The following is a 12,436-nucleotide window of genomic DNA, read 5'->3' as shown; positions in this document are numbered from 1 at the left end:
TTTTCCCTTTCGCTGAGCCGGGCACCAGGCCCGGCGGAAGATGTGAATCGTTGCCGGTTAGCTGGAGGTGGCGCCGTTGGGGGGGATGGCGGCCAGTTTCTCCTCGTGGCGGCGCATCAGGATGACCTTGCTCTGCAGCTTCTGCTGGAACTGGTCGACGACCACAGCGGTGACGATCACCACGCCTTTAATCACCATCTGCCAGAAGTCGCTAACGCCCATCATCACCATGCCGTCGGCAAGGAAGACGATGACGAAGGCGCCGATAATTGACCCGGTTACCCGGCCGCGGCCGCCGGCCAGCGCAGTGCCGCCGAGCACGGTGGCGCCGATGGCGTCCATCTCAAACATGTTGCCGGTCATCGGGTGCGCGGTTTGCAGCTGCGATGCGACGATCAGGCCGACAAACGCCGCGCACAGGCCGGAGAAGGCATAGACGAATATTTTCGCTTTCACGATCGGCACGCCGGCGAGGCGGGCGGCAGACTCATTGCCGCCGATGGCGTAGATGTAGCGGCCAAGCGGCGTTTTGGTGGTCAGCCAGTAGCCCAGCACGAGGAAGCCGATCATCAGCCAGATCGGCAGATAGACGCCGAGCAGGGTGCCGGAGCCGAGGGTGGCGAAACCGGTGTTGCCCAGCGCTTCCATGCCATTGAGATTCGGGTAGGTGCTCCCGTCGTTAAACAGCAGCGCGGAGCCGCGGGCGACGTACATCATGCCTAAGGTGCAGATAAACGGCGCCACGCCGAAGCGGGTGATCACCGCGCCGTTGACCAGACCGACCAGCACGCCGAAGATCGCCACGCAGAGGATCACCTCCGGGACATTAAAGAAGAGGATATCGCCGTTCCACAGCGGCAGGCCGTTGGTCAGCAGCGCGCCCGCCACCATGCCGCAGATCCCCGCCACCGCGCCGACGGACAAATCAATGCCGCCGGTGAGAATGACCAGCGTCATGCCGATGGCCAGCAGGCCGGTGATCGCCACGTGCTGGGTCATGATCAGCAGGTTAGAGGCGGTCAGGAAGTTGGGTACCATCACGCTGAAGAACGCGATCACCAGCAGGAGGGCGATAAAGGTGCGGGCCTTCAGCAGGTACATATAAATCATATATTTCTGGTTCATGATGGATTCCAGCCTGATTAATCTTGAGGTGTTGAAGCCGCGATTAACTGTTCGCGGGTCACCGCGTGACGCGGTAGATCGGCGGTAATGCGGCCATCGGCCATCACCAGAATGCGGTCGGCAAGGGCCATCACCTCATCCAGTTCCGAAGATGAGAACATCACCGCCAGCCCCTGCTGAGCCATTTTGCCGATCAGGTGATAGACGTCGGTTTTCGCGCCGACGTCGATGCCGCGCGTCGGTTCGTCGAGGAACACCACCTGCGGCTGGGTCATCAGCGCTTTACCCAGCACCACTTTTTGTTGATTGCCGCCGCTCAGCGAGGTGATGGGCAATGTGGCGTCGCTGACCTTGATCGCCAGCTGCTGGATCATCTCTTTCACGCAGGACTCTTCTTTCTGCGGATTCAACCAGCGCCAGGCGCGGCGGAACCCCTGCAGGCTGAAATCAGAGAGCGTCATGTTGGCCTGAATCGACATCATCTGCACCACGCCTTCGCCCTGACGGTCCTCCGGCACCAGCGCCAGCCCCTTTTTCAGGCGCTGTTGAAAGCGAGATTTGCCGATGCTTTCGCCGTTAAGATGCACCTCGCCGCGCTGGCAGGGCATCAAGCCGACCAGACCTTTAAACAGCTCGGTGCGTCCGGCGCCCAGCAGGCCGTAAATACCGATCACTTCGCCTTTGCTGAGGGTGAAGGTGACGTCATTAAGTTTGTAGCCGCCGCTCGGATGCAGCGCGGTCAGCCCTTTGACGTCAAGCACTGCGTCGCCTTTCGGCGCCGGTTGATAATCAAAGTGTTTTTTCTTATCACCGACCATCTGCTCGATGATCCACGGAACGCTGGCGTCGCTGACGTGACGCTCGCTGATAAAACGACCGTCGCGGAAAATGGTGATGTTGTCGCCAATCTCCATCAGCTCTTCGAGGCGATGCGAGATATAGATGATGGTCACGCCGCGGCGTTTAAGCTGCGCGATCACCTTGAACAGCACTTTGACCTCAGACTGGCTCAGCGCCGAGGTGGGTTCGTCCATGATCAGCACCCGGGTGTCTTTCGACAGGGCGCGGGCAATCTCGACTAACTGCTGGTGGCCGATACCGAGTTCACCCAGCGGAGCATAAGGATCGACATCCAGCTCCAGCCGTTCCAGCAGCGATTTGGCCAGCGCGTACTGGTATTTTTCGTTAATGCGTCCTTTCTGAAAGAATTCATTCGCCATGAAGATGTTGTCCATCACATTCATATTGGGGAATAAATTCAGTTCCTGAAAAATAATACTGATGCCCAGTTTTTCTGCCTGATGCGTCGACTGTAATGAAACCGCTTCGCCATCGAGAATAATTTGCCCGGAAGAGGGCGTTTCCACACCGGCAAGCATTTTCATCATGGTGGATTTACCCGCACCATTTTCTCCGATCAGCACGTTGACCTTATTTCGATAGACCCGGTAATTGACATTATCCAGGGCGGTCACGCCGGGATAGACGCGCGACAGGCCGCGGGTTTCGATAATCACTTCGGACTCAACGGGCTGGGGAGCGACGAGATCGTGCGGCGCCATATTATTGTCCCCCCGCATGAATGATTTTCGCCGGGGTAATTTCCGGGAGGGTTTGCGGAATATCCCAGGCCGAGAAGACGCCGTACACCTCCACGCTGTCGCCGGTTTTGACGTTGGCTGTCTGAATCATTTTGACCGCCTGACTGTTGATATTCTTGCTGTACTCGCCGAACAGCACCTGGTCATTAAAGTCCTGATAGCTGGCGCCGCTGTAGCCGTCGCGCAGCTGGGTGCCGCGCAGGGTAGGGCCAATCTGCACCGTCACCTTGCCGACGCTGGCGTCGGACAGGGTCATTTTGCCGCTGCGCGAGGCGGTATCGAGTTTGCTGACGGTGCCTGAAACCTTGACGTAGAAGATGCAGGGGTTTTCATCCTGCGCACGGTAGCCGAGGGTTTTACAGGCGCTATCAATGTCTTTTGCCGCCTTGAGCGCGCTCATCAGTTCCGCCGCCGGACGCGCTTTCGTCACCACCTGCGGTACGATGCTCTGCTGCCAGGTTTTATCCATATTCGCCATATGCGGGTTGGGCGGGGATTTCAGGTCTGCCAGCTCCTGCTGCGAGACGATGCGACAGCCCCCTAGCGCCAGTACGGCCAGCGTCAGACAGGTTTTCTTAAACATAATGCTCTCCTCTGCGCCCCCGCGGGGGCGCAACCACCCGAACTCAGGACTTAATGTTGAAATCCTGGACTTTATCGGCGTTATCCTGGGTAATCAGAATGCCGCGGAACATCACGCGCTGCTTCGCTGGCTTCTCGCCTTTTTGCAGGTAGTTATCCAGATCGGTGACGCCCTGAGCGGCGATGGCCTGCGCCTGCAGCATCACGGTTGCCTGCAGGGTGCCGGCTTTCACGGCGTCGCGCTCATCGTTGCTGCCGTCGATGCCGACGACGATCACATCGCTACGGTTGGCTGCTTTCAGCGCCGCAATCGCGCCGAGGGCTACCGGCCCGTTGCCACAGATGACGCCTTTCACGTCGGGGTGAGCCTGCAGGATGCTGTCCATGATGCGTTTGCCGTCGATCAGGGTGCCTTTGGCATCCTGTTTCGCCACGCTGACCATATCCGGATACTGGTCAATGACCTGATGGAAAGATTTAGAACGGGTGACGCAGTTATTATCGGCGAGGTTGCAGGTCAGCTCGGCGTATTTGCCTTTCTCCGCCATTTTTTCCACGAAGACGTTGGCGACCTCAGAGCCGGCCTGGAAGTTATTGTGGGTAATTTGTTCCAGCGCCACATCATCAACCGGAATTTCACGGTTAATTAAGACCACCGGAATGCCGGCTTTTTTGGCTTTTTCAATGGCGGCGACGCTGGCGGTGGAATCAGCGTTATCGAGAATAATGCCCTGCACTTTTTTACCAATCGCGGTGTCGATAAGCTCATTCTGCTTTTTGACATCTTCGCCATGGGACAGCACGGTGGTTTTATAGCCGAGCGCCTGGGCTTTTTCGCTGGCGCCTTTGGCTTCCGAGGCGTAATACGGGTTATCCAGCGAGTTGACCATGATCATAATGGTGCCTTTCTCCGCGGCGTGCGCGGCAAAGGAGAAGGCGGTCAGGGTAGCAGCGGTTAAAAGGGTTATACGTAATTTCATGACTCTGTTCCTGTATTTTTATATTCGAACAAATGAGCCCCTGAGCGGGCAGGCTTTTACGGTCTGAAATTTCCCCTGATGTATTCGGGGATAGCGATATCGTTATGGGCCGGGTTTCTCCTGTGATAAGTGAATGCGTGTCGTCGCGCAGTCTGGCGGTCAGGCTGGCGAGTCCGGTTTCCATAATGTTCGGTCGACCGCATGGCGCCACTCCTGCCAGCGCGTTTGTAAGCGCTGGTGGCGGGCCATGTCGGGCTGAAAGGTGCTGTGTTCGGTTAAGAAGGCCTGCAGATCGGCGGTCGACCCCGGATGGAGCGCTTTGCGCGCCAGCAACGCCGCGCCGATGGCGGACAGCTCCGGCACGTCGCTGCGCATCACCGGGCAGCCGAGCAGATCGGCCTGGTATTGCATCAGCCAGTCATTGTTGGTCGGCCCGCCGTCCACCATCAACGCCGTCAGGGTGAACTCCTCATGCTGACGCATCGCCACCACCACGTCGGCTATCTGATAGGTGATGGACTCCAGCGCCGCACGGATCAGATGCGCGCGTTTCACCCCGCGACTCAGGCCGCAAATCACGCCGCGGGCGCTGTCGTCCCACCAGGGGGCGCCAAGACCGGTCAGCGCCGGCACGAAGTAGACCCCGAGGGTTGAGTCGACGGAGGCGGGGAGGGTATTCAGCTCATGGGCCAGCTCGGCGGCAGAGAGTTCGCTCAGGCCGGTGCTGTCCGCCATCCAGGCGACGGCATCGCCGGTGTGAGGAATATTCCCTTCCAGGCCCCACACCAGCTGGTCGCCATCGTGCCAGGCGACAGTGGTCGCCAGCGCGTCGATATCGCACTTCGCCGATTTGACCGGGGCCATGACCGAAGAGCCGGTGCCGTAGGTGGCTTTGACGCAGCCTGCCTCGCCGAGCGCGTGGCCGAACAGTGCCGCGTGGGAGTCGCCGATCATCGCCATGATCGGAATACCGTCCGGAATGGCGGCCAGTCCTTTGGTATGGCCGAAGAGGCCGCTCGACGGTTTAATGTCCGGCAACGCCGCGCGCGGAATGCCGAACAGCGTCAGCATCTCGTCGTCCCACTCGCCGCGGTGCAGGTTCAGCAGCTGGGTGCGGGCGGCATTGGAGTAGTCGCAGCAGAAGGCTTCTCCAGCGGTCAGATTCCACAGCAGCCAGCTGTCGATGGTGCCGAGGCAAATCTCACCGCGTTCGGCACGCAGGTGGCCATCGACAGTCGCATCCAGCAGCCAGCGCATTTTGGAGGCCGAGAACAGCGGGGCGATTGGCAGGCCGGTGGCACGCTTAATGTGCTGTTCCTGGCGATCGTGACGCAGTGTGTCGCAGAACGCGGCGCTGCGGGTGCATTGCCAGGTGATCGCCGCGTTAATCGGTTCACCGCTGTCGCGATACCAGCCGATGGCGGTTTCCCGCTGGTTGCTGATGGCCAGCGCGGCGACGTTTTCCGCGCCAACGTGGGCCACCGCGCTGGCGATCACCGTCAGTGAGGCGGTCACCAGCGCTTCGCCCGATTGCTCCACCCAGCCGTCGCGCGGCGTTTGGATCGCCAGCGGCTGCGAGAATTTGACGATAACTTTGCCCCGGCTATCCAGCACCACCGCTTTGGCGTTGGTGGTGCCTTCATCCAGGGCAATGATGAACTCTTTTGCTGTCGCCTGCATCGTGCTCTCCTCGGTCACTCGGTGTCCTGGAACCGCGAAGACGAGGAATATCTCCCACCGTCTCCTGCGTCTGTGCAGGCCATGTTGTGACATTTCGTTATCATCTTTTTAATCACTGAATATATATTCGATAGTGATTATTTATTTGATACCTTAAGCCACAAACCCGGTGACGGGCTACCGGAAAAATCATCAATTGTGCTGGCAATCACATTTCGCCGATCGGCGAAAGCGGCAGTTGGCGGCTGGAGTGGTTGATTAACTGATTGAATTTAAATGCATTAACAGAGCCAGCCCTGAAGCTAAAAAAGCACGTCAGGGCGGCAGTGAGGAAAAGCAGCGCGGCAGGTTAGTCGCTAACCAGCATGCGAGCGGTAGGATAATCGGTGATTAAAACATCAATGTAGCCGCCGGTGAGGGCGCCTTTGATGGCCGCGACTTTATCGGTACCGCCGGCCAGCGCGACCACGTTCGGGCATTTTTTGACCTTCTCCAGCGCCATACCGATCACCGGATCTTCATCATCGCGTAACACCGGATGGCCGTTTTTGTCGTAGTAGTGCAGGCAGATATCACCCACCGCGCCGCGCGCCGCCAGCACCTGCAGCATATCTTCGTGATAGTAGTTACCGGAGGTTTTCAGCAGTTGGGAGGGTTCGAGAATGCCGATGCCGACGATGGCGATATCCACTTCATCAAAGCGCGACACCACGTCAGCGACATCTTTGCTGGCCAGCAGCCGGTTGCGCTCCTCCATGGATCCCTCGATGCTCTGTGACGGCAGCAGCCAGGCGTCGCAATTCAGGCGCTGGGCGAGGGTCTGGGTAAGAATCGTCGCCTGCACGTTACCGTTTGGCCCGACGCCGCCCAGCAGCTGGATCACGCCGCTGGCTTTCAGGTTTTGCGCATGAACTTCATCGACCATCGCGCGAATGGTTGAGCTCCACGAGGAGACGCCAATCAGATCTTTTGGCCGCAGCCGGGTTTCCAGATAGTGGGCGGCAGCGGAGCCAATCGCCCGCTTGATGGTATGATCGCTGGCCTCTTCCTCGGTATCCACCACCACCGCCTGCTTAAGGCCGTAGCGATCCTCAAGCCCTTTTTCGAGCTTCAGAAAGATGTTGGACGGCTGAACGACGCTGATCTTGACGACGCCTTCTTTCTGGCAGCGGGTAATGGCGCGGGAGACAAATGACTGAGACAGCGAGAGAAGTTGGGCGATATCAGACTGCTTTCGTCCTTCCAGATAGTAAAGCGTGGCAATCTTAACCAATAGCCGTTGTTCATCCTGCTTAGCCATATTAATCCTCGAAAATCATTTATCGCCTTTCTTCAGGCGGTTAGCTGCAGCCATTATCGTAGTGACTTTTATCATACGCGAAAAAAAATCAGACTTAAGTGTGACAGGCGTCTAACTTTTGCCAATCCTCAAAATCGACTATGGACAAAAACAAAACAGCCAGGCCATAATCGAATAAAGAATCATTATTGAATATATATTCAAGGCGATTTCGAGTCAATGTGTTTATCCGGGCTTCGCCTGGAGCGGGAGGCAGAATGTTCCTGAGTAGGGCGCTGTGGCAGAAGGCTTACCACCCGGCATGGGGATATCTGGTTTTTTTAGTCCTTGCTGGAATAAATATTCCATGCTGAAAATAAATTCAGAGGTGTGAAATGAATCCCTACAGATATGATATTCAGACGCTGGAGCGTAAAGCCCGCGCGGTGCGGCGCCATATTGTGCGCTTAAACGCCAATAGTCCGGCCGGCGGCCACACCGGGGCAGACCTTTCGCAGGTCGAACTGTTAACCGCGCTCTATTTCCGCGTCCTTAACGTCGCGCCGGACCGGCTCGACGACCCGCAGCGCGATATCTACATCCAGTCGAAAGGCCACGCGGTGGGCTGCTACTACTGCGTCCTGGCGGAAGCGGGATTCTTCCCGGTCGAGTGGCTGGAGACCTACCAGCATGCCAACTCCCATCTCCCCGGCCACCCGGTGCGGCAGAAAACGCCGGGCATCGAGCTGAACACCGGCGCGCTGGGTCACGGTTTGCCTGTTGCGGTGGGGCTGGCGCTGGCCGCGAAGAAAAGCAACAGCACCCGCCGCATTTTTTTGATCACCGGCGACGGCGAACTGGCGGAAGGCAGTAACTGGGAAGCCGCCCTGGCGGCGGCGCACTACGGTCTGGATAACCTGGTCATTATTAATGATAAGAACAACCTCCAGCTGGCCGGGCCGACGCGCGAAATCATGAATACCGATCCGCTGGCCGATAAATGGCGCGCCTTCGGTATGGAAGTCAGCGAGTGCCAGGGTAACGACATGGCCTCGGTGGTCGCGGCCATCGAGGGGCTACAGCAGAACGGTAAACCGAACGTTATTATTGCCAACACCACGAAAGGCGCGGGGATCTCCTTTATCCAGGGGCGCCCGGAGTGGCACCACCGGGTGCCGAAAGGCGAAGAGATCGCTCTGGCGCTGGAGGAACTGAAAGATGAGTAATACAGAACACCTGGCTAACGTCATGGTCGAGGCCTTTATCGCCGCCGTGGAAAGTGGTGTCGATCTGGTGCCGGTGGTGGCCGACTCCACGTCGACGGCTAAAATCGCCCCCTTTATTAAGCAGTTTCCCGGTCGGCTGGTGAACGTCGGCATCGCTGAGCAGAGCATGGTCGGCACCGCCGCCGGTCTGGCGCTGGGCGGCAAAGTGGCGGTGACCTGTAACGCCGCGCCGTTTCTTATCTCGCGGGCCAATGAGCAAATCAAAGTGGATGTCTGCTACAACAACACCAACGTCAAGCTGTTCGGCCTTAACGCCGGAGCCAGCTACGGCCCGCTGGCCAGCACCCACCATGCCATTGACGATCTGGCGGTGATGCGCGGCTTTGGCAATATCCAGATCTTCGCCCCCTCCACGCCGCGCGAATGTCGGCAGATCATCGACTATGCTCTTGCTTATCAGGGCCCGGTCTATATTCGTCTCGATGGCAAGGCGCTGCCGGAGCTGCTTGACGAGTCGTATCGCTTTGTTCCCGGCGCCGTGTTGACCCTGCGCGAAGGCGAGGACGTCGCGCTGGTGGCCACCGGTTCGACGGTGCATGAAGTGGTGGAGGCGGCGCAGCAGCTTGCCGACCTCGGTATCCAGGCGAAAGTGGTCAGCGTGCCGTCGATCCGCCCCTGCGATACCGCGGCGCTGCTGGCGGCGCTCCGGCCGTGTGGCTCAGTGATCACCGTCGAAGAGCATAACGTCAACGGTGGGTTGGGTAGCCTGGTGGCGGAGGTGCTGGCGGAAGCGGGGGTGGGCATTGCCCTGCAGCGGTTGGGGATCCCGGACGGGGAGTACGCCGCCGCCGCCGATCGCGGCTGGATGCGCCAGTACCACGGGTTTGATGCCGCCGCCATCGTTGCCCTGGTGCAAAAACGGGGCTGATGGACTGAACGCCCGTCGCGTGAAGCGCGGGCGTTTACTGCTGCAATGCGCAAAGCGTGATGACCTGCTCCTCCGACGCTATCCAGTGCAAGGGATAGCGTTGCTCCGCAAACTCAAGCGCTAAGGTGCTTGCCGTTATGTCCACGATCTGAAAATCGGCGAACCCCAGCGCGCGCTGATTTGCCGCAGGCGTCGCCTTAAACCCACTCTCTTTTGCCGAAAACGCCAGCGTCAGCGCCAGCGGGAAGGGCAGGCCGCTGCGCAGCAGCGCTGTTTTTTCCGTCGGACTGATAATGCTGTCCTCCAGCTCCGCCGCCATCTGGGGGGTAAACCGGCGCTCAATATCGACGCCCACCGGCCGATCGGCGATCACCGCCAGCGCGCGCTGGGCGCAGTGGCTGATGCTACCGAACCAGGGCGTGGGCCACAGCGGCTGGCGCTGGTCGCTGATGGCGGGAGGCTGTTTCTCCCCCACCTCGCGCAGGGCGTATACCGCGGCGATGCGTCCGGCCAGGTGCTCCGCCTGCCGCTTGCGGCCCCAGCCGCTCAGACTGGCGTGATAGGGCAGCCAGAACAGATCTTCAGGCTGGAAAGTCGCCGGGTCGAATTCGACCTGCTGGATGGTATAGCCGGCCAGCGGCAAAGCGGTGTGATGGTGGCGCATAGGGTAAGGTTACCGCGGTTGGCCCCGCCCTTTGTCCAGCAAGGGCGGGGGAGGGAGAAGCCGCTATCAGAAGTGGGTGTTGACGCTCATATACCAGGTGCGGCCCGATTCGTTATAGGTCTCGGCGCCGGCACCGTACATCGTACCGGTGGCGCCCCCGGTGGTCTGGGCGTTGCCCGCGCGCCAGTGGCGCTTGTCGAAGACGTTATCCACGCCGCCGGTCAGACTGACGTATTTGGTGACGTCCCAGGTCGCGCTCAGGCCGAGGATGCTGTAAGGGCTGACCTCGTTCTTCTCGCTGCCGGTAACCGGTTGACCCTTGTAGTTGTACTTCTTCGGCTCCTGCTTGCCGTACCAGGTGAAGGTCGACTGCAGCGAAACGTCATCGCGAACCTGCCAGCTCAGGGTGGAGTTCAGCGTGTATTCCGGGATAATCGACAGACGATCGCCGGTCTCTTTGTTCTTACTCTGCAGCATATAGGTGATGTTGTTGGTCCAGTTCACGGTCTCGCTCACCGGGACGTTCAACGTCCCCTCCAGACCTTCCACCACCGCTTTCGGCACGTTTTCCCACTGATAGAGATCGGTACCTTTATTGTTTTGATAGACCGGGGCATAGCCCGCTTCAATTTTGTTGCGGTAGTCGTTGCGGAACCAGGTGACGCCCGCCAGCCAGCCGTCGCGTTTAAACTCGAGGCCAATCTCTTTGTTGATGCTGGTCTCGGCTTTTAAATCTTCATTCCCCTGCAGATAGCAGCCGTCTTTACTGGCGTAGCAGCCCTGGCCTTTACTGTAGAGAATGTAGTTCGGGTTGGTCTGATACAGGCTCGGCGCTTTATAGGCGCGGGCGATGCCCATCTTCAGCGTAAAGTCGTCCCACAGGCCCTGCGACAGGTTGAGGGACGGGCTCCAGTTATTGCCGACGATGCTGTGGTGATCGAAACGCAGCGCCGGGGTCAGCATGGTGGTGTCGGTCAGCTCCATGTTGTTCTCAGCGAACAGCGAGAAGATTTCCGCCTGCGAGTACGGGCTGCGGCCAGTGCTGTCGTAGCCCGGGATGGTGCCGCCCGACAGCGCCTGGGTGTTGGAGGCGTTATCCTTCATCCGCTGCTGGTTCCACTCGCTGCCCAGCGTCAGGTTCTGATTAACCAGATAGTCGAACGGGATGCTGACTTCGCTGTGCAGCATCACATCCGCCAGATCGATATCCGTGAACTGGTTGCTGTTAAAGATCCCCTCGGTGCCCCCGGCCAGGCCTTCGCCTTTGCGCGAGTTGCGGGTGCGCTCGTACTGCGCCCAGTTGCTGGTGGTCACCCCGTTGTCCCAGGCGCCGTTCCAGGTGACCGAGTAGGTGTTGCGGTACAGACGGTTGGTCTCTTTACCGTAGTTCTCTTTCACCAGGTCGTTGGAGTTGGTGTTCTGGGTGTCGCCGGCGTAGAGGTTGCCCTGGCGGCTGTAGCCGGCTTCAAACTCCAGCGACTGCATCGGGGCGAATTCCCAGCGCACCAGACCATCGATGTTTTTATTTTGTACCCCTTCGCGCCCGGCAGGCAGGGTGTCGGCATAGATCCCGGTACGTTCGGACTGATGGCCCTGGTTGATATCCCAGGCGTCGGCCTGCGTTTTGTCGAGGTTACCGAACAGACGGAAGCTGAAATCGCCGCCCAGCGGGCCGCTGAGGCTGAAGTTAGTGCGTTTGGTGGAGCCTTCATCCTTGTGCTCCGGGGCGTTCATATAGGTGTTCCATGAGCCGTGCCACTCATCGCCGGTTTTTTTGGTGATGATATTCACCACCCCGCCGGCGGCGCCGTTGCCGTAGCGGGCGGCGGCCGGGCCGCGGATCACTTCGATGCGTTCGATCATCTCCGGCGGCACCCAGCTGGTGTCGCCGCGGGTGTCGCGCTCGCCGCGCCAGCCAAGGCGCACGGAATTGCGGCTGGTGACCGGCTTGCCATCGATCAGGATCAGGGTGTTTTCCGGACCCATGCCGCGGATATCAATCTGGCGGTTATTGCCGCGCTGGCCGCTGGTGGAGTTGCCGGTCAGGTTGACCCCCGGCATGGTGCGAATGATCTCCGAGACGTCGCGCGCTGGCGGGCGTTTGCGGATCTCATCGGCGGTGATGGTGGAGACGCCCGGCGCCTGCAGATTCTGCTCGGCGGCGGTGACCACCATGGTCTCTTCAGCAGCGCTGTTTTTATCGTCGGTGGCGGTTTCCGCTGCGCTTAACGGAAAAGCAACCCCGTAAATTCCCAGATTGACCAGCAAGGCCAGGGATTTGATCCTGTTATTCATTGTTATTCCTGCTCTTTAGTCGCCACGTTCCCCAAACGCCCCTTCCCACCGGGAGGGGAGGCGGCATAAATGTTGC

The 12,436-nt window shown here is 59.3% G+C and carries 10 protein-coding genes; 2 read left to right on the top strand and 8 right to left on the bottom strand.

The features are described 5' to 3' along the window. Positions 1–57 precede the first annotated feature (57 nt). The 6 genes from SP68_RS18915 to SP68_RS18890 all read right to left on the bottom strand — a co-directional run bounded on the left by SP68_RS18915 (position 58) and on the right by SP68_RS18890 (position 7,268). Positions 58–1,125, bottom strand: coding sequence for an ABC transporter permease (locus SP68_RS18915; RefSeq protein WP_002893591.1), 1,068 nt, complete (start codon positions 1,123–1,125; stop codon positions 58–60). 17 nt (positions 1,126–1,142) lie between these two features. Next, entirely contained in the window at positions 1,143–2,687 is a 1,545-nt protein-coding gene (locus SP68_RS18910) for a sugar ABC transporter ATP-binding protein (RefSeq protein WP_002893593.1), read from the bottom strand. A gap of 1 nt (position 2,688) precedes the next feature. Further along, positions 2,689–3,309 (bottom strand): DUF2291 family protein, encoded by a 621-nt coding sequence (locus SP68_RS18905; RefSeq protein WP_004176927.1) that lies wholly within the window; start codon positions 3,307–3,309, stop codon positions 2,689–2,691. A gap of 43 nt (positions 3,310–3,352) precedes the next feature. Next, the gene (locus SP68_RS18900) at positions 3,353–4,288 is read right to left on the bottom strand and encodes a D-ribose ABC transporter substrate-binding protein (RefSeq protein ID WP_004176926.1); all 936 of its coding nucleotides are present in this window, start codon (positions 4,286–4,288) and stop codon (positions 3,353–3,355) included. A gap of 159 nt (positions 4,289–4,447) precedes the next feature. Beyond that, the gene (locus SP68_RS18895) at positions 4,448–5,968 is read right to left on the bottom strand and encodes an FGGY family carbohydrate kinase (protein WP_040973828.1); all 1,521 of its coding nucleotides are present in this window, start codon (positions 5,966–5,968) and stop codon (positions 4,448–4,450) included. A 349-nt stretch (positions 5,969–6,317) separates the two neighbouring features. Next, positions 6,318–7,268 (bottom strand): sugar-binding transcriptional regulator, encoded by a 951-nt coding sequence (locus SP68_RS18890; protein ID WP_002893602.1) that lies wholly within the window; start codon positions 7,266–7,268, stop codon positions 6,318–6,320. 374 nt (positions 7,269–7,642) lie between these two features. On the opposite strand from SP68_RS18890, the gene SP68_RS18885 reads away from it, so the two are divergent. Continuing rightward, positions 7,643–8,473, top strand: coding sequence for a transketolase (locus tag SP68_RS18885; protein WP_008805574.1), 831 nt, complete (start codon positions 7,643–7,645; stop codon positions 8,471–8,473). Next, complete coding sequence (locus tag SP68_RS18880) at positions 8,466–9,401, top strand: transketolase family protein (RefSeq protein WP_012968733.1); 936 nt, start codon at positions 8,466–8,468, stop codon at positions 9,399–9,401. Before SP68_RS18885 ends, SP68_RS18880 begins: the two co-directional genes overlap by 8 nt. Before the next feature lie 34 nt (positions 9,402–9,435). Here SP68_RS18880 and entD read toward each other — a convergent pair whose 3' ends face one another. Then, entirely contained in the window at positions 9,436–10,065 is a 630-nt protein-coding gene (gene entD, locus SP68_RS18875) for an enterobactin synthase subunit EntD (RefSeq protein ID WP_040973832.1), read from the bottom strand. 66 nt (positions 10,066–10,131) lie between these two features. Then, complete coding sequence (gene fepA / locus SP68_RS18870; RefSeq protein ID WP_022065110.1) at positions 10,132–12,360, bottom strand: siderophore enterobactin receptor FepA; 2,229 nt, start codon at positions 12,358–12,360, stop codon at positions 10,132–10,134. Positions 12,361–12,436: the final 76 nt, after the last annotated feature.

The organism is Klebsiella variicola (assembly GCF_000828055.2).
In the GTDB taxonomy this organism is placed as follows: domain Bacteria; phylum Pseudomonadota; class Gammaproteobacteria; order Enterobacterales; family Enterobacteriaceae; genus Klebsiella; species Klebsiella variicola.
The sequence above is the reverse complement of the archived record's forward strand: the minus strand, read 5'-3'. Positions and strand labels throughout refer to the sequence as shown.

Bases quoted from the DNA above. Each gene is read 5' to 3' on its own strand.
- SP68_RS18915 (WP_002893591.1), bottom strand. From the start codon at position 1,125: ATGAACCAGAAATATATGATTTATATGTACCTGCTGAAGGCCCGCACC.
- SP68_RS18910 (WP_002893593.1), bottom strand. From the start codon at position 2,687: ATGGCGCCGCACGATCTCGTCGCTCCCCAGCCCGTTGAGTCCGAAGTG.
- SP68_RS18905 (WP_004176927.1), bottom strand. From the start codon at position 3,309: ATGTTTAAGAAAACCTGTCTGACGCTGGCCGTACTGGCGCTAGGGGGC.
- SP68_RS18900 (WP_004176926.1), bottom strand. From the start codon at position 4,288: ATGAAATTACGTATAACCCTTTTAACCGCTGCTACCCTGACCGCCTTC.
- SP68_RS18895 (WP_040973828.1), bottom strand. From the start codon at position 5,968: ATGCAGGCGACAGCAAAAGAGTTCATCATTGCCCTGGATGAAGGCACC.
- SP68_RS18890 (WP_002893602.1), bottom strand. From the start codon at position 7,268: ATGGCTAAGCAGGATGAACAACGGCTATTGGTTAAGATTGCCACGCTT.
- SP68_RS18885 (WP_008805574.1), top strand. From the start codon at position 7,643: ATGAATCCCTACAGATATGATATTCAGACGCTGGAGCGTAAAGCCCGC.
- SP68_RS18880 (WP_012968733.1), top strand. From the start codon at position 8,466: ATGAGTAATACAGAACACCTGGCTAACGTCATGGTCGAGGCCTTTATC.
- entD (WP_040973832.1), bottom strand. From the start codon at position 10,065: ATGCGCCACCATCACACCGCTTTGCCGCTGGCCGGCTATACCATCCAG.
- fepA (WP_022065110.1), bottom strand. From the start codon at position 12,360: ATGAATAACAGGATCAAATCCCTGGCCTTGCTGGTCAATCTGGGAATT.